We start from the raw sequence: 24,585 nt of genomic DNA, 5'->3' as shown, positions 1-24,585 counted from the left end.
AGGTGCCCTGAAACGAGGCGGCATTGACCTTCTGGTCATGCCGCCGAAGTTGAAAGGCAGATTGCCGCCCTGGCGGGCTTGCAGCGTCAAGTGGTTACGGCGTTTGGTAAAACGCCGTAACTAAAACCCGTGGCGCTCCAGGAAGCGGAAGGCTAGGCGAATCCAGGGACGGACCGCCACCTGCTTGTCCTCGTTGTCGACCGCGGTGTTGGCGTTGCCGAGCGAAAGGCCGTGACCACCCTGGTCGAAGACGTGCATCTCGCATGCAACGCCCTCCTCGGCCATGCGCTGCGCAAACGGATAGACCTGCGCGATCGGCGCCGTCTTGTCGTCGGACACGCCCCACACAAAGGTCGGTGGCATCTGACGCGAAACATGCGTGGTGGGGCAGATGTCGGCCAGATGCTCGTCAGTTGCCTCGCCGCCCGTCACCATCGACAGGTAGTCGTTGAGCAAATCGCGCCCCGTCTTGCCGCCCGTCTTGGGCACACGCAAGTCAATGCGCGGATCGCGCGTCTGCATGTCGCGCACATAGGCAAAGTCGAGCAATGGATAACCCAGCACCACGGCATCGGGACGAATGTCGTCCGCGCGCGCCCCGGCAAGTGCCGCGAAGGGACCGGTCTTCCACTGCGTTGCCAGCGAGGCACAGATCATGCCGCCCGCCGAGAATCCCACGACGCACACGCGCTTAGGATCGACATGCCACTCGTCGGCGTTGGCGCGCACCGTGGCGACCATCTTGGCAAGATCTGCCTGGGGGTGCGGAAAGCTCACGTCACCCGTAGAACTCGTGACATAGTTGAGCACAAAGGCCTGGTAGCCGCGATCCAAAAATGCAAACGCCACCGGGTCCTGCTCGTGCGGAGCGATATGCGTAAACCCGCCTCCGCCGCAGATGATCACCGCGGGGCGGCGGCCATTCGGTTTATCGGGCAACGGCTCGGCACCCAAATACGTAAAGGTCGCCGGATATTCCTCGGTCGGCTCCTCGCCCCACAGCGCATGGTTCTCGACAATCATATGTGCTCCCTTCGCGCAAATTAAGCGCCCTTGTTTTTTGCCTTCAAGCGTACCCCACTTGAACCCGTGGCGCAGAAACACTCCGGCAATAAGTTTCCCTTCAACTGATATATCACATAATCCCAGTTCAGAGGTATCTTTGAGCAGCGTAGAATAGGGGCGTTGACCAAGCCGCGAAACACATATGAAACGTTTCCGGCAAACCAAACGCGCGATATGCGCCTATTTAAGTTGGAGGCAACTATGGGTCTGCTCGATTCGCTTAAGTCCACCTTCACCTCGACCGGCGAGGCGTCCGTTCCGCCCGCAGCAAGCTTCGCTACCCGCGAAGGCGTCATCTATGCCCCCGTCAACGGCGTGCTCGTCAACCTGAACGAGGTTCCCGACGAGACGATCGCCTCGGGCATGCTTGGCCAGGGCTATGGCATCGAGCCCATTACCGGCACCATCTATGCGCCCGCCAACGGCCGCATCGGTGCCACCACTGTCACCAACCACTCCATCGGCATGATTACCGAGGACGGCCTGCGCGTGTTCATCCATGTTGGCCTGGGCACCGTGGAAATGAACGGCAAGGGTTTTGCCCGCTTTGTCGAGATGGGCGATGTGGTCAAGGCAGGCCAGCCGCTCATCAGCTTCGACCGCGAGGCCATTAAGGCCGCTGGTCACGAGGACATCGTGACCGTCATCGTCTCCGAGCTCGATCGTCTTAAGAGCATCGACCATGTCGGCGAGTCTGGAACGCTTATCGGCGGCAACCCGCTCGTCAAGCTTGGCGACCCGCTGCTGGTTGCCAAGACCAAGTAGCCAGGCCCCGCGCCACACAGCCAAAAGGCACCTCGTCAAGCGCCCACGACCATTTGGCCGCGGGCGCTTTTCGTTTGAAAAACCATCCCGCCAATGCCTTATCTGTATAGCCCAAATGAGCCGAGCTGCTAGAATATCGAACTGTATGGATAACTATCATTCAACCGTTATGGGAGGATACGTGAACCGCACCAAAATCGCGCAGCTCTATGCCGATGCCGAGTCGCTCGGCGGCCAGACCGTCACCGTCGCCGGCTGGGTCAAGTCCGTCCGCGACATGAAGAACTTTGGCTTCGTTACGCTCAACGACGGCAGCTGCTTCCGCGACCTGCAGGTCGTCATGAACCGCGAGGCACTCGACAACTACGACGAGATCGCCCATCAAAACGTCTCGGCCGCACTCATTTGCACCGGCACCGTCAAGCTGACCCCCGATGCGCCCCAGCCTTTCGAGCTTTCTGCCACCTCCATCGAGGTCGAGGGCGTCAGCGCCCCGGATTACCCGCTGCAGAAGAAGCGCGCAACCGTCGAGTTCCTGCGCACCCAGCAGCACCTGCGCCCGCGCACCAACCTGTTCCGCGCCGTGTTCCGCATCCGCTCTGTCGCGGCTGCCGCCATCCACCGCTTCTTCCAGGAGCAGGGCTTTGTCTACGTCAACACCCCCATCATCACCACGAGTGACTGCGAGGGCGCCGGCGAGATGTTCCGCGTGACCACGCTCGACCCCAAAAATCCGCCCCTCACCGAGTCCGGCGAGGTCGACTGGAGCCAGGACTTCTTTGGCAAGCATGCAAGCCTCACCGTGTCCGGCCAGCTCAATGCCGAGAACTTTGCCATGGCCTTTGGCGACGTGTACACCTTTGGTCCCACCTTCCGTGCCGAAAACTCCAACACCACGCGCCACGCCGCCGAGTTTTGGATGATCGAGCCCGAGATGGCCTTTGCCGACCTTAACGACTACATGGATAACGCCGAGGCCATGCTCAAGTACGTCCTTAAGGACGTCATGGCAACCTGCCCCGACGAGCTCAATATGCTCAACAAGTTTGTGGACAAGGGTCTGCTCGAGCGCCTGGACCATGTCGCCAACTCCGACTTTGCCCGCGTTACCTACACCGAGGCCGTCGAGATCCTGGAGCAGGCAGTCGCTGCTGGCCACCAGTTTGATTACCCCGTCAGCTGGGGCATCGACCTGCAGACCGAGCACGAGCGCTTCCTGACCGAGGAGCACTTTAAGCGCCCGACCTTCGTAACCGACTACCCGGCAGAGATCAAGGCCTTCTACATGCGCATGAACGACGACGGCAAGACCGTCGCCGCCGCCGACTGCCTGGTGCCGGGCATCGGCGAGATTATCGGTGGCTCCCAGCGCGAGGAGCGCCTGGACCTGCTCGAGGCCCGCATCAAGGACCTGGGCATGAATCCCGAGCAGTACAAGTACTACCTTGACCTGCGCCGCTACGGTTCCTGCAAGCACGCCGGCTACGGTCTGGGCTTCGAGCGCTTGGTCATGTATCTGACCGGCGTGGGCAACATCCGCGACGTCCTGCCGCACCCGCGCACCGTGGGCAACGCCGACTTCTAATCGTCGGACGCTAGCTCGCGTCGCCACACGCCAACGCTCATCGCATAAGCGTCTCTCGACATCGGTCGAGAGACGCTTTTTTCAACAGCATCCGTCAAGCTTTTGGCAAGTTTTTGGTCAGTTGAGCAGGGCTGTTGAAAACTCGGCCCGCCGTTTGCCGACGACTACCGACCGCCCAGAGCGCCCTGCGCCCCTGGGAAAGCCCCACGTCCTAGGCTCCATACCGTCGCCACCAAAAACGGAAAGGACGTGGGCACGATGACCGAAGCCGCTGTTGAAACCTACGACACCACGACTAGAGGCGCCGCCTCGATGGCGGCCTATCGCGCCGTTCGCATCCTGCAACTATTAAGCGAAAACACCGGCGAGGACAAGGCCATGCTTTCCGATGAGTTGATCCGGCGCCTCGCCCATCCCGACGACCCCGCCCGCATGCCCATCTCGGCGGCGCGGCGCAGCATCTACACCGCCATCTCCGCGCTTCGCCATGCCGGATACGAAATTGAGTACAAACGCGGCGTGGGCTACAAACTTCTTACCCGCCCGCTCACCGATGAAGAGATCATCCGGCTCCACGGTATGGTCATGCGCAACCGCTCCACGCCTATCGCTATCCGCAAGAGCATGGCGCAGCACTTAGTTGCCATGGCGAGCGCCGACGTTCGCGGCTACCTCGATACACCCGAACCCGTTCCAAGCGCAGGCAGCAAGGCCACCAAGGCAACACGCACGCCCATCAAGCGCATCGACACGTGCGAGCTCGTCGAGCAGGCCATCGACCACGGAACCACGGTGAGTTTTGATATTTCGAGCGTCACGACACGTGGCGAAACCGAAGCAGCACGGATGACACTCCGTCCCTTTGCCATCAAGCAACGAGACGGCATCTCGTATCTGCTGGGAACGGTCTACGACGCCCGAGGCACCGACGATACGCTGCGCACCGTCGAGATCGCCCGTATGAGAAACGTCAGCACGCGCCTGCTCGACGGCAAGAAGCTCTTCGCCGCCCTGGACGAGGACGACGCCTCCTCCGCCGCATAAGACCCTCCGCCGCCCATTCGACTACCCGTACCGCCCATCCGATTCTGTATTAAAAAACCCGCCAGGCTGTTGTAAAAATGGACATCAGCGCTACTATAGTTCCACTTGCACTTTGTCCCAGTGCAGTGTTTCCAGCCATTTTTATACTGGGGGTAATGATATGAAGGACATCACCATCAGCCGCAGGAGCCTTCTGGTCTCCGCCGGCCTGCTCGCGCTCGCCCCGCTCGCCGGATGCGGCGGCAGCTCTGGTTCCGGCTCCGCTGCCGCCGGTTCCGACTACACCATCGGCGTTCTGCAGCTCACCGAGCACTCCGCGCTCGATGCCGCCAACGACGGCTTCGTCAAGGCCATCAAGAAGAGCAGCCTTAAGGTCAAGATCGACCAGAAGAACGCCCAGAACGACCAGTCCACGTGTAAGTCCATTGCCGACAAGTTTGTGGGCGACAACGTCAACCTGATTTATGCCATCGCCACGCCCGCCGCGCAGGCTGCCGCCGGCGCCACGGCCGATATCCCCATCGTGGGCTGCGCCATCACCGACTACGCCGCCTCCGGCCTGGTCCAGGACAACGACAAGCCCGGCACCAACGTCACGGGCGCTTCCGACCTCACCCCGGTCGCCGAGCAGCTCGAGATGATGCAGAAGGTCCTGCCCGACGTTAAAAAGGTCGGCCTGCTCTACTGCACCGCCGAGTCCAACTCCGACGTCCAGATCAAGGCCGCCAAGAAGGAGCTCGACAAGCTGGGCCTCGAGTACACTGACTTCACCGTCTCGAGCTCCAACGAGATTCAGTCCGTCGTCGAGTCTGCCGTGGGCAAGGTCGACGCGCTGTACTCCCCCACCGACAACACCATCGCCGCGGGTGCCTCGCAGGTCGGCCAGATCTGCAAGGAAAACAAGCTTCCCTTCGTGACCGGCGAGGAGGGCATGTGCATGGCCGGCGGCCTGTTCACCCTCTCCATCAACTATGAGGACCTGGGCTACGCCGCGGGCGAAATGGCCGTTAAGATCCTGAAGGGCGAGGCCAAGCCCGAAGACATGCCTATCAAGCACCTCTCGAGCAAGGACCTGGTCGTCGTCAAGAACGACGAGATGGCCGAGGCCCTGGGCATCGACCTTTCCGCTCTGGACGCGTAATGCTATACGCGGCATGCGTCTAGAGCCCGTGCTCGCGCTTTAGCTGCGTTATTCAATATCTGAGCCACAGGGGCGGGCGCTGTAGACCGGCGTCCGCCCTGCTTGTTTCAGGTAAAACAAAACGTCTGTCCGCAGCTCTTCTATGCATTGTTACCGCTATTATGGTGAATCACGTGTCCACCCTATCCTAGGAGGTATGAAGCATGCTCATTGCATTGCAGGGCGCCGTTTCGCAGGGCGTCCTCTGGGGCATTATGGTGCTTGGCGTGTTTATCACGTTCCGCCTGCTCGACATTCCCGATATGACCTGCGACGGCAGCTTTGCCCTCGGCGGCTGCGTCTGCGCTGTGCTCATCGTCAATAACAACGTCGACCCGCTGCTCGCCGTGCTGGCCGGTATGTGCGCCGGCGCCATCGCGGGTGCCGTCACGGGCATTTTGACCACCGTCTTCGAGATTCCCGCGATCCTCGCCGGAATCCTCACCCAGATCAGCCTGTGGTCCATCAACCTGCGCATCATGGGCAAGTCCAATACGCCAATTCTTGCCAAGGGCACCGTGTTCTCGGCCGTCAGCAATATGACCGGTCTGCCGCAGTCCACCGTTGCCATCATCTTGGGCATCCTGCTCGCCGTGGCTATCGTTGCCATCCTGTATTGGTTCTTTGGCACCGAGATCGGCTCGGCGCTGCGCGCCACCGGCAACAACGAGTACATGATCCGCGCTCTGGGCGTCAACACCAACTCCACCAAGATGATCGCCCTCGTGCTCTCCAACGCCCTCATCGGCCTTTCGGGCGCGCTTATCTGCCAGAGCCAGAAGTATGCCGACATTGGTATGGGCACCGGTGCCATCGTTATCGGTCTTGCCGCCATTGTTATCGGTGAGGTGCTCGGCCGTCTGCTGCCCGGCGGCCTCACGCAGTTTAGCGTCCGTCTTGCCTCCGCCGTCTTTGGCTCCGTGGTGTACTTCCTTATCCGCGCCATCGTGCTGCAGTTGGGCATGGACGCCAACGACATGAAGTTGCTCTCCGCCGTGATCGTCGCCGTGGCCCTGTGCGTGCCCGTGGTTTGGGAGCGCTATAAGCTCCGCAGCTCCTACACGAAGGGGGATGAGGCAGATGCTTAAGCTCTCGCACGTCAAGAAGACCTTTAACAAGGGCACCGTCACCGAGAAGCGCGCGCTCACCGGCGTCGACCTCACCCTGAATGACGGCGACTTTGTAACCGTGATCGGCGGCAATGGCGCCGGCAAGTCCACGCTGCTCAACATGATCGCCGGCGTGTACCCGCTCGATTCGGGCGTTATTGAGCTCGACGGCACCGACATCTCGCGCCTGAGCGAGTCGCAGCGCGCCAAGTACCTGGGCCGCGTGTTTCAGGACCCCATGCGCGGCACCGCTGCCGACATGCAGATTGCCGAGAACTTGGCCCTCGCCAAGCGTCGCGGCCAGCGTCGCGGCCTTTCGTGGGGCGTCACCAAGGCCGAGAAAGATGAGTACGTTGAGCTGCTCAAGCGCCTGGACCTTGGTCTGGACACGCGTCTCAACGCCAAGGTCGGCCTGCTCTCGGGTGGCCAGCGCCAGGCACTCACCCTGCTGATGGCCACGCTCACCAGGCCGCGCCTGCTGCTGCTCGACGAGCACACCGCGGCCCTCGACCCCAAGACGGCCTCTAAGGTGCTTAACCTGACCGAGGAGATCGTCGACGAGAACCACCTGACCACGCTCATGGTCACGCACAACATGAACGACGCCATCCGTCTGGGCAACCGTCTGATCATGATGCACGAAGGCCACGTGATCTACGACGTGGCGGGCGATGAGAAGAAGTCGCTCACCGTAGCCGACCTGCTGCAGAAGTTCGAGGAGGTCTCGGGAGGCGAGCTCGCCAACGACCGCATGCTGCTGAGCTAAAACCTGCCAAAAAGGGACAGGTTTATTTTGGTAGGTTTTATCTGCGCAAACGTCAAAACCGCCGCAAAGGGACAGACGCCCTTGCGGCGGTTTTCGCATATTATGTCGATAATCCGATATTCAACCAGACATTCTGGCTAAGGACTAAGGAAACTGCCATGAAAAGACTCCCCCGCTTTGCGTTGGCCGCCGCGTTGTTTGCCGGCGCGCTCGCAGGCACCCCAAGCCTCGCTTTCGCGGGAAACCTGCCCGCCGCTATTGACGGCTCCGTGGCCGTCATGCACACCAACGATATCCACGGCAGCTACAAGTACAGCTACAACGCAAGCAAGGGCACCGGCACTGTGGGCTTTGACGGACTGGCGGTTCTCTATAGCGCCCAAAGCAGCGTCCCCGATCTTTTGCTCGATGCGGGCGACACCTTCCACGGACAGTCCTTCGCCACCATGAGCGAGGGCAAGAGCATCGCCGAGCTCATGGACACCTTCTACGCCGACGGCTACGACGCGACCACGCCAGGCAACCACGACTGGAGCTACGGTGCGGACAAACTCCGCACCATGACCGGCTACAGCACCACCGGCACGCCCTTCGCCATGCTCTGCGCGAACGCGAAGTCTACGAGCGGCGTATGGAGCTCGAGCATCACGAAGACGCTCGATCGCACCTGGGAGGATAGCGAAGATCACTCCACATTCGACTACAAAATCAAGGTCGGCGTCGTGGGTGCCATGGATGAGTCGCTAGGTTCCTCGCTGCGCGCGGACCTGGTCGCGGGTACGTCGTTCTCGGGTGCCGCGAACGCCATCAATGCCGAGGCAGAGCAGCTGCGCAAGGAGGGCTGCGATGTTGTTGCGTGTATCGCGCACACGCTCGACGCCAAGACCTTTGCCACGCGACTCCGTGGCGTCGATGCCCTTATCGCAGGCCACGAGCACATCAACCTTAACGAGAAGGTGACGGGAGCCGACGGCAAGACGATCCACGTTGTTGAGGCAGGCAGCGCCTTTGCCGAGGTGGGGCTGCTTTCCATTCCGTACAAGTACGACACGAATGGCACCGAGACGACCGACGATGACACGGTCACGGTCCCTGCAGACGGCAGCGACGAGAAGCTCTACACCGCCAAGAACGTCAACGACCTTTTGGCAGACCCCGACAAGGGCTCCGACTACCAAAGCCACCTTGAAGCCGTCCGCAATAAGATCAAGCCGCTCGACGAGGCCTTTGAAAACGAATCGAACAAGGTGCTCGGCACATCCACCACCAACTATTTCTACGGCGAGGACGTCGCAGGCACGCATGGTTGGGAAATGGTGCGCACCACCGATTTCCGCCCCAGCAAGGAGGGCGACACCACCAAGGCCCAGACCATCGGCCACGTGATTTGCGGCTCCTATCTTGCCCTGACGGGCGCGGACTTCGCTATCGAAAACGCTGGCGGCATCCGCGGCGGCATCGCGGCGGGCAACGTGACCGCCGGCAACGTCATCGCCATCTCGCCCTACGGCAACACCGTGGAGACCTGGACCATGACCGGCGCGGACTTCCTCGCAGCGCTCGAGCACTCGCTACAAATCAGCGACGAGTGCAATCACAGCTACGAGCTTCAGCAAGCCTACGTGGCGGCCGGTCACACCGAGCAGGAGGCGCAAGACAAGTACAAGTGGCGCGATGACTCTGGCAGCGTTCTCTCCTTTGGCGGCATCAACGTGACGATTGATTGGACGCAGCCCGAAGGCAAGCGCATTGTGAGTGCCACACTCACCAAAGACGGCAGCACGCTCGACCCCGCCAAGACCTATACCGTCGCCACCAACAACTACATCATTACCAACACGACCGACTTCCCCACCTTCGCAAACGCCACCAAACACACCGAGTGGGGTGCCTGCGAGTCAGCCCTAAGGGCGCTGATCGGGCAGAACAGCTGGGAGAGCAAGATGGCCTCGCTCGCGGGCACCATCAGCTTTGGCTCCGCTGCCGTGGACCCCACGCCCACACCGGCCCCGACGCCTAAGCCCTCGCCTAAGACGGACACGACGACCACGAAGGTCATCACCAAGAAGACGACCGGTAAGCTCGCCGCAACGGGAGACCGCACGCTGGCAGTAGTTGGCGCGTGCCTTATCGGCGGCATCATCGTCATCATTCTCGGCATTATCTGGAAGCGTCGACGCTAAGCTACACCGCCGGGCCTTGCAGCCCCACCGCGTAAACCTTATATCGAGCACAGAAGCCCGTCCGAATTTGATCGGACGGGCTTCTTGGTGGGTATCATGGTTGGACGATCATTAGGAGGTTTTCCCTACATGGAATTGTTTGAGCCGATTCTTCATTTCTTTGAGCAACGGTGGGTCCACAACATCATCTGGGCCGTCATCTTGGCGATAGGCACCGCCGTCGCCGCCGAGGTCGTATCCAAGACCCTGAACCATCTGCTTAACCGTGACGATAACCCGCTTCCGGCATCAAGTATCTTCATCAACATCGCGCGCGCCGTCATCTGGATGATTGGCGGCAGCTTTATCCTCGACAACTGCTTTGGCATTAACGCAAACGCGCTCGTCGCCGCTCTTGGCGTCGGCGGCATCGCCATCTCGCTCGGCTTTCAGGACACGCTGTCAAACCTTATTGGCGGCATGCAGGTTACGTTTATGGGCATCATTAAGCCTGGCGACAATATCGAGGTCGGCGGCGTGTCGGGCGTGGTCCAGGACATCACCTGGCGCCACACGACCATCGAAGATGCCTGCGGGCAGACCATCATCGTCCCCAACTCCAACATCTCCAAGAACACGCTCGTGCATTTGATGCCCTTTGGGCGCGTGGCTGTGCCCGTTGCCGTAAAGGACACGTCCAAGTGGGCCTCGCTCGACGCGCTGGCAGACGAGCTGACCAGCGCCACCAAGGCCGCCGTGCTTCCCATCTCGGGCTTTGACAAGGAGCCGTATGTGCTCTTTAGCGAGATCGGCGACTTTGGCATTAAGGGCAAGATCATCTTTATCGTCAGCGACGACAGCACCACTTTCACCGCTGCCGACGCCTGCATCCGCGCCATCGCCCCCATCATTGCCTAAACCACCACAAAGGGGACAGGCACCTTTGTTGTGGTTTTCATTCGTGGTACCATGGTTCATATAGTTGTTTAAACGACTAAGGGAGCAACATCATGGAAGAGGCCTACCGTCAAGCACGCAAGCGCGGCGAGCAAGGACGTCGACGCGCCATTAGTCAAAGCGAGTATCCGTACCTCACGGACCTCGATAGCTTGGTTGCCCAGCTCCCCTTAGGCCAGCGAGAGAATGTCGGCCTGAGAGACATTCCGCTCGAAATGGTCGTCGGTACGGTTACCAAGGGCCGTCAGTCCGCCTTTTCATGCAACTTTATGCCCCTACTGCCGTTTGGCACCGAGTTCGCCCGCAAGTGGTCCAACCTCTACGACATCCAGGTAACCGAGGGTTATCGCGACCCCATCATCGTCACCGAGTTCATGCATCGGTTCTATGTCCAGGAAGGCAACAAACGCGTCAGTGTCCTCAAATTCCTGGACGCCCCGACGGTTTCGGCCAAGGTCACCCGTCTCTACCCCGGCACATGGGATTCCGTCGAAAGCCGCCTGTACGGCGAGTTCTGCGCGTTTTGGCGCGTCTGCCCCCTATACGAGATCGAGTTCTCGCGTGAGGGAAGCTACGAGACGCTCGCCAAGATGCTCGGTCAGAACCTTATCGAAAAATGGCCGCAGAAAAAGGTCGACTACCTGCGCCACACCTTCCTGCTCTTTAAGCGCGCCTACCTTCGCGCAGGCGGCGACCACCTGGACATTACGCCTGCCGACGCCATGCTCGTGTACCTCAATGTGTACAACCAGGACCGCCTGCTGGATACGCCGACGGATATCGTTGTAAACCGCCTGTGCAAGATTTGGCGCGAGCTGGTCATCGCCGGCAAAAATGACGAGGACAAGGTCGATCTTGTCGAAGCACCGAGCGTCGACGAGGAAGAGTCGCCCGCCAAGTCCACCTCCGGTGTGCTCAACTTCTTTATGGGCAAGACCGTCTACTCGGTGGCCAACCCCCTGCGCATCGCCTTTATCCATGAGTTCCCCTGTGCGACGTCGAGCTGGGACAGCCTGCACGACCAAGGGCGCCAGTATCTCGATGAGCACTTTGGCGGTATCGTGCGCACTGAGGCGTTCGAGGACTGTCACGATCCGGATGTGTTCTACGCCGCCGTGGAAACGGCTGTCAAACATGGAGCAAACGTCATCTTCTCGACCTCGCACCGCCTGATGGAATACACGCTCAGGGCTGCCGTTGAGTATCCCCAGGTTCGGTTCCTCAACTGCTCTATCGGCCTTCCCCATCAAAGCGTCCGTTCGTACTTTGGCAAGATGTACGAGGCCAAGTTTCTCCTGGGCGCCCTTGCCGCCAGCATGGCGGACAACCACCGCATCGGTTACCACGCGTCGGTATTCGCCTCGGGCGCACTCAGCGAGATCAACGCCTTTGCGATTGGCGCCTCGCTGCTCGACCCACGCGCGCAGGTAATCCTCACCTGGGGCGATGTGCCTGCAGGTGGTCTTGTCGAGGCCATGTACCGCGAAGGCGTGAGCGTCATGACCGGCGCTGACATGTCAAAGTCGCTCGAAGACCCAACGGCCTACGGACTCCACCGCCTGGTCGATGGCAAGGTTTCCGGCATCGCCATGCCGGTATGGAACTGGGGCCGTTACTACGAGCTCATCGTTCGCAGCCTTCTGCACGGTACGTGGGACGAGACCAGCGATGACAACCAAGTGCGCGCCGTCAACTACTGGTACGGCATGAGCTCAGGCGTTATCGACATTCGCTACGCTCCGGGCCTGCCTTATCAGACGCGCAAGCTTGTTCAGCTCCTCCGCAATGGCATTGTTGAGGGATCCATCAACCCCTTTGGCGGCGAGCTCCACAGCCAGAACGGCGTGGTACAGATCGAAGGCTTTCCTCCGCTGCCGAGCACGCAGATTGTCGAGATGAATTGGCTGGCGGACAACGTGGTGGGCACCATTCCGCAGCTCGACGATGAGCCGAAAGTCCCTGCCCTATGAAAATCCTTGCCATAGCCGATACCGAAGAACGATGCCTTTGGGAGTGCTTTCGCAAGGAACGCTTTGAGGGAGTCGACCTGATTTTGTCCGCCGGCGATCTGGACCCGGACTATCTTGAGTTTTTGGTTACGGTCATCAACAAACCGCTCATCTACGTGCGCGGCAATCACGATGACCGCTACGCACGTCATGCACCGGGCGGATGTATCTGCGTGGAAGACAGCGTGTACACGTACCGAGGGATTCGCATTGCGGGCCTTGGCGGGTCCATGCGTTATCGCGACGGCGCCAACATGTACACCGAACGCGAGATGTCCAAGCGCATGCGTAAGCTGTCGCGTAAGGTTAGGATGGTCGGCGGGTGCGACATTCTGCTTACCCATGCACCCGCCGCCGGTATGGGTGATCTGGACGATCTGCCGCATCGAGGGTTCGAGTGCTTTAACACAGCACTCGAATCCTGGAATCCCGACTACATGGTGCACGGGCATGTGCACCAAAGCTACGGTTGCGATTTTCAGCGCGAGCGTCAGCATGTGTGTGGAACGACGATCATCAACGCCTGCGGCTATACGCAGTTTGAGCTCGACCAGACGCACTACCCCATCCGCGGCTGGCAAGCAGCTTGGCTCAACTCACAAACCATGCGCCGCGAGCTCAAACGCCACGAAGCCATCGAGTCTTCAACAGCCAGAACACCCTGGTAACCACCATAAAGGGGACACTGTCCCCTTTATGGTGCTTTTGACGCGATAGCAAGAAACCCGGTCCTGCACAAGGCAGAACCGGGTTTCTTTAGCAATGCTTGCTGTACTCAGGCAGTAACTAGCAGTTACTCAGCCAGGAAGTCACGCTGGACAGCGGGATCGACCTTGACGCCAGGGCCCATGGTGGAAGACACGGAGATGGACTTGACGTACTTGCCCTTAGCAGAAGAGGGCTTGACGCGCAGAATCTCGGTGTACAGGGCAGCGTAGTTCTCGACGAGCTGCTGCTCAGAGAAGGACTTCTTGCCCAGGGGCACGTGGCAGATGCCGTAGCGGTCGGCGCGGTACTCAACGCGGCCAGCCTTGAGCTCGGAGACCATCTTGGCGACGTCCATGGTCACGGTGCCGAGCTTGGGGTTCGGCATGAGGCCACGGGGACCAAGGATCTTACCGATGCGGCCAACCTTGGCCATCATGTTCGGCGTAGCGATAGCGGCGTCGAAGTTGATCTCGCCCTTCTGAATCTGGGCGACGAGCTCGTCGGAACCGATGATGTCGGCGCCGGCAGCCTCAGCCTCACGGGCCTTCTCGCCCTCGGCGAAGACGGCAACACGAACGGTCTTGCCGGTGCCGTGGGGCAGGGAGATGGAACCACGGATGTTCTGGTCAGCCTTACGAGTATCGATGCCCAGACGGAAGTGAGCCTCGACGGTCTCGTCGAACTTGGCGGTGTCGAGCTCCTTGATGAGCTTGGCAGCCTGAAGGGGGGTGTAGAGCGTGGCGCGGTCGATCTTCTCGGCAGCGGCGTTATAGCTCTTACCATGCTTAGCCATGTGCATTACCTCCTGTGGTTAAACGGGCGTGAGCCCTCCCACATCGTATCGTGTGCCCTATTGCACACATTTAACGGGCGCCCCGGTCGGAGCACCCGCCGTTACCATAAGAAATCGCTACTCAGCGATGGTGACGCCCATGGAACGGGCGGTACCGGCGATGATCTTCTTGGCGGCGTCAATGTCGTTGGCATTGAGGTCCGGCATCTTGATCTCGGCGATCTTGGTGAGCTGCTCCTGGGAGAGCTGACCAACCTTGTCAGCCTGGGGCTTAGCGGAACCAGACTTGAGGTTCAGCTCCTTCTTGATAAGGTGAGCCGCCGGCGGGGTCTTGGTGATGAAGGAGAAGGACTTGTCCTCGTAGACAGAGATCTCAACGGGGATGATGTCACCCTTCTTGTCCTGCGTCTCGGCGTTAAAGGCCTGGCAGAACTGCATGATGTTCACGCCAGCAGCGCCCAGGGCGGGGCCGACGGGAGGAGCGGGGTTTGCTGCACCAGCAGGAATCTGGAGCTTAATGACGTTGGCAACCTTCTTCTCAGCCATGGTCATTCCTTTCGAATCACGAGTGTGAAGTACTTGCTATATCGTAAGCACGCACGTGTTAGAAGCACTCCTGAGATGAGCAGTCACAGAAGAAGCACGCTCGCGCGAACGGACGAAAACTTAAGCGATGACAGCGACCTGGTTAAAGTCGAGCTCGACCGGCGTCTCGCGGCCAAAGATCATCAGCGTGACCTTGAGCTTGCCAGCCTCGGTGTTAACCTCGGAGACCTTGCCATCAAAGTCGGTAAGCGGGCCATCGGTAACGCGGACGGACGTACCGACCTCAATATCAACCGAGGTGCGCTTGGGCGAATCGCCCTTACCGGGACGACGAGTCATCTTGTTGTACTCGTCGCGGGAAAGCGGAGCGGGCTTGCCGTTGCCGCCTAGGAAACCGGTGACGCCAGGCGTGTTACGAACACACGTCCAAGCATCGTCATCCATCTCCATGCGGACCAGGACATAACCCGGGAAGATCTTGGAATCCTTGGTCTCGCGCTTGCCACCCTCTTTGATCTCGGTGACGCGCTCCATAGGAATCTCGATATCAAAGATACGGTCCTGCATGCCCATAGTCTCGATGCGATGCTCGAGATCGGACTTAACGCGGTTCTCGTATCCAGAGTAAGTGTGAACGACGTACCAACGCTTAGACATGGTTTAGCCCCTCAATCCGGAGAACAGAGCAAGAGCCTCGCCAAAGCCAGCATCGAGCAGAGCGATGACGACGCCGACGACGATCAGAGAAGCGCAAACAACAACCGAGTAGTTCACGAGCTCCTTCTTATCGGGCCACGTGACACGCTTCATCTCGGACTTGACCGAAGCGAAATACTTCTTGGTGCGGGCGAAGAAACCAGGCTTCTCGTTCTTCTTGGACTTCGCAGCCTTCTCGTTCTTCTTGGCAACGGCCTTCTTGGCCTCAACCTTGGAGTTGGCGGCAGCTTTGTTGGCAGGTGCCGGCTGCTGAGCCTTCTTCTTGTTCTTCTTGTTGGCCATTTGGGTTACCTCCGCGCAATGCGCTTATACATGAGTAAACCGTAAGCTCCCAAGTGGGAGCTTACGGAATAATGACTGGCACGCCAGGAAGGACTCGAACCCTCAACACTCGGTTTTGGAGACCGATGCTCTACCAATTGAACTACTGGCGTATGTGACTAGAGACTAGCGAGTCTCTTTGTGCAGCGTGTGGTGACGGCACCAGGGGCAATACTTCTTGATCTCCATACGATCAGGCATGGTCGACTTGTTCTTGGTGGTCGTATAGTTGCGGCGCTTGCACTCAGTGCACGCAAGAGTAACTAGAGTACGCATGTATCCTGAACCTTTCATTTCCGCCCCGTACGGGCACGAGTTGTTACTTTATCAGCTCCACGTAAGTGCTGTCAATGAAAACCTCGAGTCAATTGGTTCTCGGTGGATCCATTCATATTTGGAACACATCAATGAAGCCATCGTGAGCTAATCGACGGTGCATCCAGGACCATTATCGATCCTCTCGACACCAGCAACGGCTCAATATCCATTGCAGAAAAGAACCCGGCACCCATATAAGTGCCGGGTTCTCTAAGTCAGCTATATCAGAGAGCTAATTTACTCAATGATCGTGGAGACGATGCCCGAACCGACGGTGTGGCCACCCTCGCGGATAGCGAAGCGCAGGCCCTCCTCCATGGCGATCGGGTGAATGAGGTCGCCCTCGATGGTGATGTGGTCACCAGGCATAGCCATCTCGGTGCCCTCGGGGAGCTTGACCGTACCGGTAACATCGGTGGTACGGAAGTAGAACTGAGGACGATAACCATCGAAGAACGGAGTGTGACGGCCGCCCTCCTCCTTGGTCAGAACGTAGATCTCACCGGTGAACTTGGTGTGCGGGGTAACCGAACCGGGCTTGCAGAGAACCTGGCCGCGCTCGATGTCCTCACGCTTGATGCCGCGGAGCAGCAGACCGACGTTGTCGCCAGCCTCGCAGAAGTCCATGGACTTACGGAACATCTCGATACCAGTAACGACGGTGTTCTGGGTATCCTTGATGCCGACGATCTCGACGGGCTCGTTGAGCTTGAGCTCACCGCGCTCGACACGGCCAGTAGCAACGGTACCACGGCCGGAGATGGTCATAACGTCCTCAACGGCCATCAGGAACGGGAGGTCGTTGTTACGAGCAGGCGTCGGGATGTACTCGTCGACGGCCTTCATGAGCTCGCGAATGGCGTCCATCCACTTGGCGTCGCCCTCGAGAGCGCCCAGAGCGGAGCCACGGATGACGGGGATGTCGTCGCCGGGGAAATCGTACTCGGAGAGGAGCTCACGGGTCTCCATCTCGACGAGGTCGATGAGCTCGTCATCGTCAACCATGTCGCACTTGTTCAGGAAGACGACGATGTAGGGAACGCCGACCTGACGGGCGAGCAGGATGTGCTCGCGGGTCTGAGCCATGGGGCCGTCGGTAGCGGCGATGACCAGGATAGCGCCGTCCATCTGAGCAGCGCCGGAGATCATGTTCTTGACGTAGTCAGCGTGGCCCGGGCAGTCAACGTGAGCGTAGTGACGGGCAGCGGTCTCGTACTCAACGTGGGAGACGGAAATCGTAATGCCGCGCTCGCGCTCCTCGGGAGCCTTGTCGATGTTCTCGAACGCAGTGAAGTCAGCCTTGCAGCCCTCGGTCTCGGAGAGAACCTTGGTGATGGCAGCGGTCAGCGTGGTCTTGCCGTGGTCGACGTGACCAATGGTGCCGATGTTAACATGCGGCTTAGTGCGCTCAAACTTCTCTTTGGCCATAAAGCCCTCCTCTTAACAGGTCGTCCCCGGACGGGACTTTGCCTTTATACCATAGTGGCCTCTCAACATACTATTGAGAAGCCACCGTGTTACCTATGGTAGCGGTGACTGGATTCGAACCAGTGACGCCACGGGTATGAACCGTGTGCTCTAACCAACTGAGCTACACCGCCGGATGGAGCCTGCAACCAGACTTGAACTGGTGACCTCTTCGTTACCAACGAAGTGCTCTACCGACTGAGCTATACAGGCACTTGACGGGTGGGAGCTATAGGATTCGAACCTATGTAGGCAGAGCCAACGGGTTTACAGCCCGTCCCCATTAACCACTCGGGCAAACTCCCAATCGTTCAAGTATCCGCAGGTCCTTTGGTCTTTTGGACCGCCGCCCCCGCGAACGAAAAAGATAATACGATGCAACCTTGGGGGCTGTCAACGAAAACCTCTAGATACACGGTGCCGGGCGTATCTATATAGCTGTGACCTGCGGTTTTGTTGAGTTTGGATATGAAGGACGGTGGTTTTGGATACTGAGGTGACGTTTCCCGAGGTAACACTTTGGTGTAGTGGAGTACACCTTCAGTATCGAACTTCGATACCGGCTTATTTGCACCTATATATAGGTCGAGATCGGGCTTCCACGCCACGATCGAGCGTGGATTATCTCCCACTTTTAGCGCGGCTCTAAGGCCAAAGTGGCAGATTATCCACGTTCATTCTCCAGGCGAGAGAACTGTAAAGCCGCAACTACTCGGGCCAGGCCAAAGTAGACCCATAGAGCGGCTCCCCCTTGGTGCAGGGGTAGCGACTCAAGTAACACGACGATAGCAAGTCGAAAAAATAAGTCATGGCGTATTTCGAATAAACGCCGAGTCGGTCAATTCCGTTTCCCGCATTACCAAGACGATATACACGGTCAAAAGACCTCGATTTGTCATCGTTGCTAAACGCAGTAATTAGAATCTTCCTGCCCGAACGGCAATCAAGATACTCACGCGCCTGTGACGCAAATAGCCCGGAGACCGATACGAGAATTATCAATGACTGCGAAGCGTCTCCCATGTTTTTCAATTCCGCGACGTTAGCCCCAGCAACTATGCGAACTATCTTGCCCGCATAAAACATTTCCTGCTGAAATCGTACGAGATTGGCGCTCACATTATTGGTGCACCAGATTTCAACGTTTTTATGGCCATCAATTTCGTCGACAAGATGCTTAATAGCGATATCGGACACGCCGCTTTCAACCTCAGCGAACATCTCGATCATGCGAACGTCGAGCTCTGCCCTGTATTCCTCGTAGCCAAATTCCTCCTCTCGATGGCTTAAGTCGCTTGGAAAGACTGACTGAGTAAATGATTCTTTCAAATCGCTAAGAGACTGGTAGCCCAATCGATTGCAGAAACGACGAACAGCGGAACGGGTCACGAATGCATCGCGGGTTATTGCGGCAACATTGATTTCGCTCGAACGCCTAATGTGAGCGATGAGATATCGAGCGATGGCGGCATCGTTTGACCCAAACTCGCTGTTGATGATGGAGCTAATGCGATTGAGCACATCGAAGTCATTGATATTCACGTGATCCCTCTTTCCGCTCTCCTCGAAATCATAGTTCATTTATTGAATCAAACAGCTTTGGTCGTTCTCCTATGATTCAAATCAGTTGACGTCATCTTAATCGTAATTCCGCCACACGTATCCACCGTGTTGAATGATGGAAAGGGGATTCATGGGCAACGTGAACAACATCCCGTTTCTCTGGGGTTCCGCCACGGCGTCTTATCAGTGCGAGGGTGCCTGGAACGAAGACGGCAAAGGCCTTGGCGAGTGGGATTTCTTTAACCACACAAGCAATAAGAACATCAACCATGTTGACGGTGATGTATCTTGCGACTTCTACCATCGCTATGAAGAAGATATCCGCATGATGAAAGAAGGCGGACAAAACACCTATCGCTTCTCTCTTTCATGGAGTCGAATCATCCCCACGGGTATCGGCGAAGTGAATGAAAAGGGTATCGATTTTTATAATCGGGTCATTGATTGCTGCCTCGAAAATGGCATAGAGCCCAACGTTACGCTGTTCCATTACGATCTGCCATTCACGCTTGCTTGCAAAGGCGGATGGCTGAACAACGATATGGCAGAGTGGTTCTGCAAATACGCCAAGATTTGCTTTGAGCGCTTTGGAGACCGCGTCAAAATCTGGGCTACCGTTAACGAGCCGCATTTCTACAGCTACTGCGTAAACATGTTGGGCAACTATCCCCCCAATCGATCGCTCGACGTTCAGTCGTACATGCAGTTTCAGTACAACCTGATGCGCGCAAGCGCACTCGCAGTCCGAGCATATCGTCAAATGGGCTACGACGGCATCATCGGCGCCGTCCACGATGGCGGCGTTGTCGAACTCGACCCGGCAACCGAGCACCCCGATGACGTATTTCGATACGCAGACTTTTTCGCCAATCGCATGATTCTGGCACCAGCACTTCAGGGTCAACTGCCGCCAGAAATGGACGAAATCCTTGAAAAACTTGGCGTCTCGCTCTATCGATCCCCAAATGACGTAGAAGAATTCAGAGACGGTAAAGTCGATTTTATTGGACTCAACGTGTATTGCCGAGAGTATGTAACCGACTGGCACGGTGGAGAGCTTGCCGTTTCGGCGAACAATAAGGGCGGTTCGAGCAAAAAGGTCGAAGGAAAATGCATTGCGCCCTTGTTTGAAAGCGCCCGCGACAGCAATGTTCCCCGCAATAAATGGGGCCGCGAAATACTCCCAAGTTGCATGTATTCAACCATCATGGATGTCCACGAGCGCTATGACGCGCCCCGCATCTTTATTACGGAAAACGGACATGGCGCCTATGAGCAACCAGACGCAGACGGAATGATCCACGATGATGACCGCATCGAGCTTCTGGGCCAGTTCATCGAGCACATGATGAGGGCTAAGCGCGACGGCGCGCGCGTTGAGGGCTACTACCTCTGGTCGACGATGGATCTGTATAGCTGGATCAACGGCTACGAAAAACGATACGGACTTGTCCATATCGACTTCGAGAACAATCTGGAGCGCACCCCCAAAAAGAGCTGGTATTGGTACCGAGACCTTATCTCGAAGTATCAGGAGCAGGAAGGTTAGGAGAAAGAGATGAAGTATCAGGCAATGTCCGAAACAGTCCTAAAGGCTGTTGGCGGCAAAGAGAACATTACATCGGTAACTCATTGTGCGACGCGCCTTCGCATCGACGCACGAGACACCTCGATCATCGATCTCCAGCTCGCCAAATCGGCCGACCAGGCGCTCGGGGCAGTAGTCAGCGGTGGCCAGCTTCAGGTGATCATCGGCCCCAACGTCACCGAGGCTTACAACGACTTCCTCGACTTCGCGGGAATCGAAGTCGGCGGTGGCACGGTTGCCGACGATGCCCAAACCGCCAAAGACCTTGCAGAAGGCATTAAAAGCGGTAACACCGCCATGGGCTTGATTGAGAAATTCGGGAACGTCTCTGCACAGGTATTCATGCCCATCGTCCCGGCGCTCATCGTTGGCGGACTCATTCTTTCGATCAAGAATCTCCTGGTCAATTATTGTGGATTGAACACCGATAGCGGAACCGCCCAGGTTCTGCTGGCGATCTTCAGCGCCTCATTTAGCTTCCTGCCCGTTTACCTCGGCTATCAGCTCGCCGCCGTCATGAAGATGCAGCCTATCATGGGCGCACTGCTGGGCGCAATCATGATTAGCTCGTCTATTAGCGGTGCTGAGGGTCTCGACTTTCTTGGCATCCCCATCCCGACGAATGACTACTCGAGCACGGTGGTGCCAATCGTACTGGGCGTTGTGTTCATGTACTTTGTTGATCGCGGTCTTCAGAAAATCATCCCCGACATTACCAAACTGTTCTTGAAGCCGCTGCTCACCATGTTCATCGTCGTGCCTGTTGAGCTGATTATCCTCGGCCCCGCCGGCAGCATGATGGGCTACGCGCTGAGTGATGCCGCCACGTGGCTCATGGATAACGTGGCATTTATCGCTACTCCAGTCCTTGCAGCCCTTAACCCCTATTTTGTCATGCTCGGTCTTGATAAGGCCTACATCGCGATCGAAGTTACGAGCTTGGCGCAGCTCGGCTGGGCGCCCATCATCTTTGGCTTCATCTCAAACCTCTGCATTGGCGGCACGAGTCTCGCCTTGGCAACTGCAATGAAAAGCAACAAGGAGAAGAGAGGTATGGTCACCACGGTTGCCGTCACCGCACTCTGTGGCGTAACTGAGCCCGCATTTTACGGCTGCCTCATCGAGCGTCCCCGCCTGCTTGTCGGCACGGCAATCGGCGCCCTCTGCGCGGGACTCCCTGCAGGTATCTTCGTCCTGAAGGAGTATGTTGCGGGAGCATGCCCCGGTCTTCTTTCTGCGCTGATCTTTATCGCTCCCGATGGATCCATGGGCAACTTCGTACTGGCATGCGTTGTCGCCGTCATCGCCATCGTCGTCTCGTTCATCGCTGCACGCGTGATCATCAAGAAGAATCCCAACTATATTGAGTAGATGCCCGCTGCTTGCATTGGGGACATCCTCGGCAGACCATTAGCAAGAACCCAAGAAGTCCCTTAGGAGCTCGATTAATCCATTCGGATTCCTCAGGCACAAACGACCCCGATTCCACAATGAAATCGGGGTCGTTGTTTCTAAAGCCTTCGATAGACAATCGGTGTTTACCTTAGCTCCCTATCCAAGTTAATTATCCACGCTCGTTCTCCGGTCGGAAGATTTTCTTCGCTCGCGTGTCCAGAAATCCACGCTCGAGCAGAACATCCAGGTCCACACCCGCCCTTGTCTCGATCTGTAACAGCAAGAGGCCTATTCCGCTTCTACATGTTACAGATCAAGATATTCCTAAAACACCCTAAGTTTCATCTCAATCTGTAACAGTTAGATGCCAAATATCGGTCTTGGTGTTACAGATTTAGACAAACTGGAGGACGAGACAAACCAAAAACGGGATGGGCGCTAACCTGATGGCGCGCCACCTAAATAGAAACGGGCCCTGTCCCAATTGGAGACAGAGCCCGAAACTCTCATGGAGCCAGTGACAGGAATCGAACCTGCAACCCACTGATTACATCGCTTTTCATTCTGGTTAATAGCGTCCATCTGCGACTATAGCGACCGTAACCTCGCCTTTTTCTTTCGTTTTCCGCCTATAGTCTCACTTGAGACGTCTCCGAAACAGTCAAATTGCACACTCATTGCACACGCGATTGCACACGGAGGGACAATGGAAGAGAAATACACCACCTCGTCTATTTATAAGTTTAAGGACGATCGCTGGCGCGCACAGTTCCCCTATTTGGAGAACGGCATCTGGCATAAGAAGACTCAGCTCTTGGAACATCGCGGACGCGATAAAGGCAGGAGCCATAAACATCGCGACGCGGCGATGCTCGAAGCCGAGTCCATCCGCGCCTCTCTCAACGAGAAGGCTGCCGCAGAAGCAGCCAAACCCAAGGAACCTGGCATCACCGTTTCAGAACTCGTGACGAGCTACATCGATATCGAGTGCGCGGACGTTGCGCGCTCCACGGCGACCGGGTACCACGGCATGCTCCGTCGGAATATCGAGCCGCACCTCGGCGATGTCCCTTTGGAAGACCTCACGGAAGAGGATGTTCAGGAATGGATAACGGCAATCGCCTCAACCCACGCACGGTCTACCGCCTGCAATTCCCTACGGTTGTTACGAGGCTCGCTCAAATATGGAATGCGAAAGAAGTGGGTGAGCGAAAACGTGGCCTCCTGGGCAAAAGTCCCCAAAAACGAGAACGCGAACTACGGTCTGCCGAATTCGCTTACATCCAAAGAGCGAACCAGGGTCCTGAACACCCTGAATGCCTCCATAGATGTCCCCGCGATGCTTGCGGCCAAGATGGCGCTCTACACGGGATTGCGGCGCGGCGAGCTCTGCGCCCTGAAATGGAAAAGCGTGGACTTTAATTCCGCAACGATCCGAGTCGAGGCCGCGATTGGGCACACAGACAACGAGTTCTATATCAAAGGACCCAAGAGCATCAGCAGCCGTCGCGCTATCCCCAACTGCCCGAAAGATCTTATGAAAGATCTTGCGAAACGCGAGGTCGACATGAAGTCCGAATGCGCAAATCTGGGCGTCGAGTTCACCGACGAGCTGTTTGTCCTCGGCTTTCCGGACGGTTCCTTCCTGAAGCCGCCCAGAATCAACGACGCTTGGCGGGCCCTGGCAAAGGCTCTGAAGCTCCACGGTGTCTTGAACAAGAACACCGTTACCTTCCACGACCTCAGGCACAGCTTCGCAACATACGCCGTCTCCAACGGAATCGACCCGAGGACCCTCGCAAGCCTCATGGGACACTCGAAGGCGTCGATGACCCTCGACAGATACGCCAGTGCCGATCCAAAAGCCACCGCATCGGCCATGAGAACTCTTGGACGCTTATTATAAAGAGTGAATTGCTTCGTCGAAAGCAAGGAAAACAACATTGCCTCGGAGGCCCGGCATTAACCGGGCCTTTTCTTGTCGCCTCGACCCCTCAAAGCCTATTTGGTCCATATCGTCCGCCCTGCCCGTAGTTTGACGAATGCCGGCGGCGGCGCGTCAGACTGCGAAATGAGAGAAATCGGCAGGCACCAGAAAGGAGACAAAAGTGAAAGTTAAAGAAAAGCGTATCGGGGTCGATGACTTCCGCGGAATGCCGGATATCGTCGATCCGCTGCCAGTCGCATACCTGCTCGGCATCAGCGACCGCTCCGTCTACCGACTCTGTCAGAACGGAACGTTCAAAGCCGTGAAGTGCGGCAAGTTGTGGCGAATCAACCGCGATAGCGTTCTCAACTATATCGGGGTCTCTATCGACCGAACCGAATGCCCATCAACCCGCATCAATTAAAAATGACCATTACATGGGGTCCAAGAGGCCCCTCTTTTTATAAGGACACCCTGTGATCGAAACTAAAACAGTCAGCGTGAAGCTCGATCCAAAGCTCTACACCGCCCTCAAGACGCGGGCCGAGCTCAACGGTTCCAACGTCAGCGACGAGATCCGCTCGCTCCTGCGCTCGGCGC

The 24,585-nt window shown here is 57.6% G+C and carries 22 protein-coding genes and 4 tRNA genes; 14 read left to right on the top strand and 12 right to left on the bottom strand.

Features of this window, described 5'->3' with window-relative positions; all coding sequences use genetic code 11:
- Positions 1-120 precede the first annotated feature (120 nt).
- Entirely contained in the window at positions 121-1,023 is a 903-nt protein-coding gene (locus tag LK493_RS00130; RefSeq protein ID WP_227789735.1) for an alpha/beta hydrolase, read from the bottom strand.
- 243 nt (positions 1,024-1,266) lie between these two features.
- Here LK493_RS00130 and LK493_RS00125 point away from each other — a divergent pair, with 243 nt between their 5' ends.
- From LK493_RS00125 to LK493_RS00080, 10 genes are all read left to right on the top strand, one after another.
- Positions 1,267-1,830 carry a PTS sugar transporter subunit IIA gene (locus LK493_RS00125; protein WP_040359007.1) on the top strand — a complete coding sequence of 188 codons (564 nt, stop codon included), beginning with the start codon at positions 1,267-1,269 and terminating at the stop codon, positions 1,828-1,830.
- Positions 1,831-2,011: 181 nt separating this feature from the next.
- A complete protein-coding gene (gene asnS, locus LK493_RS00120; protein ID WP_227789734.1) occupies positions 2,012-3,415 on the top strand; it encodes an asparagine--tRNA ligase in 1,404 nt (467 codons plus the stop codon).
- Between the two features lie 258 nt (positions 3,416-3,673).
- Positions 3,674-4,459: a hypothetical protein gene (locus LK493_RS00115; RefSeq protein ID WP_227789733.1), complete on the top strand. Its 786-nt coding sequence runs from the start codon at positions 3,674-3,676 to the stop codon at positions 4,457-4,459.
- A 160-nt stretch (positions 4,460-4,619) separates the two neighbouring features.
- Complete coding sequence (locus tag LK493_RS00110; protein WP_227789732.1) at positions 4,620-5,600, top strand: ABC transporter substrate-binding protein; 981 nt, start codon at positions 4,620-4,622, stop codon at positions 5,598-5,600.
- 203 nt (positions 5,601-5,803) lie between these two features.
- Positions 5,804-6,727 (top strand): ABC transporter permease, encoded by a 924-nt coding sequence (locus tag LK493_RS00105; protein ID WP_006234992.1) that lies wholly within the window; start codon positions 5,804-5,806, stop codon positions 6,725-6,727.
- Entirely contained in the window at positions 6,720-7,514 is a 795-nt protein-coding gene (locus LK493_RS00100) for an ABC transporter ATP-binding protein (protein WP_055250279.1), read from the top strand. Before LK493_RS00105 ends, LK493_RS00100 begins: the two co-directional genes overlap by 8 nt.
- Positions 7,515-7,672: 158 nt before the next feature.
- Complete coding sequence (locus LK493_RS00095; RefSeq protein ID WP_227789731.1) at positions 7,673-9,697, top strand: bifunctional metallophosphatase/5'-nucleotidase; 2,025 nt, start codon at positions 7,673-7,675, stop codon at positions 9,695-9,697.
- A 129-nt stretch (positions 9,698-9,826) separates the two neighbouring features.
- On the top strand, positions 9,827-10,594 hold the full coding sequence (locus LK493_RS00090; RefSeq protein ID WP_138374754.1) for a mechanosensitive ion channel family protein: 768 nt from the start codon (positions 9,827-9,829) through the stop codon (positions 10,592-10,594).
- A gap of 92 nt (positions 10,595-10,686) precedes the next feature.
- The gene (locus LK493_RS00085; protein WP_227789730.1) at positions 10,687-12,603 is read left to right on the top strand and encodes a BMP family ABC transporter substrate-binding protein; all 1,917 of its coding nucleotides are present in this window, start codon (positions 10,687-10,689) and stop codon (positions 12,601-12,603) included.
- The gene (locus tag LK493_RS00080) at positions 12,600-13,310 is read left to right on the top strand and encodes a metallophosphoesterase family protein (protein ID WP_117799696.1); all 711 of its coding nucleotides are present in this window, start codon (positions 12,600-12,602) and stop codon (positions 13,308-13,310) included. The genes LK493_RS00085 and LK493_RS00080 overlap by 4 nt, the downstream gene beginning before the upstream one ends.
- A gap of 125 nt (positions 13,311-13,435) precedes the next feature.
- Here LK493_RS00080 and rplA read toward each other — a convergent pair whose 3' ends face one another.
- The 11 genes from rplA to LK493_RS00025 all read right to left on the bottom strand — a co-directional run bounded on the left by rplA (position 13,436) and on the right by LK493_RS00025 (position 19,054).
- Positions 13,436-14,143: a 50S ribosomal protein L1 gene (rplA, locus tag LK493_RS00075; protein ID WP_022093892.1), complete on the bottom strand. Its 708-nt coding sequence runs from the start codon at positions 14,141-14,143 to the stop codon at positions 13,436-13,438.
- Positions 14,144-14,260: 117 nt separating this feature from the next.
- Entirely contained in the window at positions 14,261-14,689 is a 429-nt protein-coding gene (gene rplK, locus LK493_RS00070; RefSeq protein ID WP_022093893.1) for a 50S ribosomal protein L11, read from the bottom strand.
- Between the two features lie 120 nt (positions 14,690-14,809).
- Positions 14,810-15,346 carry a transcription termination/antitermination protein NusG gene (nusG, locus tag LK493_RS00065; protein ID WP_099432095.1) on the bottom strand — a complete coding sequence of 179 codons (537 nt, stop codon included), beginning with the start codon at positions 15,344-15,346 and terminating at the stop codon, positions 14,810-14,812.
- Between the two features lie 3 nt (positions 15,347-15,349).
- The gene (secE, locus tag LK493_RS00060; protein WP_035137537.1) at positions 15,350-15,688 is read right to left on the bottom strand and encodes a preprotein translocase subunit SecE; all 339 of its coding nucleotides are present in this window, start codon (positions 15,686-15,688) and stop codon (positions 15,350-15,352) included.
- Positions 15,689-15,764: 76 nt separating this feature from the next.
- Positions 15,765-15,840 (bottom strand) — tRNA-Trp (locus tag LK493_RS00055).
- Positions 15,841-15,853: 13 nt separating this feature from the next.
- A complete protein-coding gene (gene rpmG, locus LK493_RS00050) occupies positions 15,854-16,003 on the bottom strand; it encodes a 50S ribosomal protein L33 (protein WP_022093895.1) in 150 nt (49 codons plus the stop codon).
- 279 nt (positions 16,004-16,282) lie between these two features.
- Positions 16,283-17,473 carry an elongation factor Tu gene (gene tuf / locus LK493_RS00045; protein ID WP_035137538.1) on the bottom strand — a complete coding sequence of 397 codons (1,191 nt, stop codon included), beginning with the start codon at positions 17,471-17,473 and terminating at the stop codon, positions 16,283-16,285.
- Positions 17,474-17,569: 96 nt separating this feature from the next.
- Positions 17,570-17,646: transfer RNA gene (locus LK493_RS00040), tRNA-Met, on the bottom strand.
- Positions 17,647-17,649: 3 nt separating this feature from the next.
- Positions 17,650-17,725 (bottom strand) — tRNA-Thr (locus LK493_RS00035).
- A 10-nt stretch (positions 17,726-17,735) separates the two neighbouring features.
- Positions 17,736-17,817, bottom strand: a tRNA-Tyr gene (locus LK493_RS00030).
- Between the two features lie 403 nt (positions 17,818-18,220).
- Positions 18,221-19,054, bottom strand: coding sequence for a MurR/RpiR family transcriptional regulator (locus LK493_RS00025; protein ID WP_070100711.1), 834 nt, complete (start codon positions 19,052-19,054; stop codon positions 18,221-18,223).
- Positions 19,055-19,205: 151 nt separating this feature from the next.
- Between LK493_RS00025 and LK493_RS00020 the strand changes: the two genes are divergently transcribed.
- From LK493_RS00020 to LK493_RS00005, 4 genes are all read left to right on the top strand, one after another.
- Positions 19,206-20,624 (top strand): glycoside hydrolase family 1 protein, encoded by a 1,419-nt coding sequence (locus LK493_RS00020; RefSeq protein ID WP_227789729.1) that lies wholly within the window; start codon positions 19,206-19,208, stop codon positions 20,622-20,624.
- A gap of 9 nt (positions 20,625-20,633) precedes the next feature.
- Positions 20,634-22,034 carry a PTS transporter subunit EIIC gene (locus LK493_RS00015; protein ID WP_227789728.1) on the top strand — a complete coding sequence of 467 codons (1,401 nt, stop codon included), beginning with the start codon at positions 20,634-20,636 and terminating at the stop codon, positions 22,032-22,034.
- A gap of 730 nt (positions 22,035-22,764) precedes the next feature.
- Complete coding sequence (locus tag LK493_RS00010; RefSeq protein WP_227789727.1) at positions 22,765-23,964, top strand: tyrosine-type recombinase/integrase; 1,200 nt, start codon at positions 22,765-22,767, stop codon at positions 23,962-23,964.
- 202 nt (positions 23,965-24,166) lie between these two features.
- Positions 24,167-24,409: a helix-turn-helix domain-containing protein gene (locus LK493_RS00005; RefSeq protein ID WP_227789726.1), complete on the top strand. Its 243-nt coding sequence runs from the start codon at positions 24,167-24,169 to the stop codon at positions 24,407-24,409.
- Positions 24,410-24,585: the final 176 nt, after the last annotated feature.

The organism is Collinsella aerofaciens (assembly GCF_020709435.1).
GTDB classification, from domain to species: Bacteria; Actinomycetota; Coriobacteriia; order Coriobacteriales; family Coriobacteriaceae; genus Collinsella; species Collinsella aerofaciens_AU.
The sequence above is the reverse complement of the archived record's forward strand: the minus strand, read 5'-3'. Positions and strand labels throughout refer to the sequence as shown.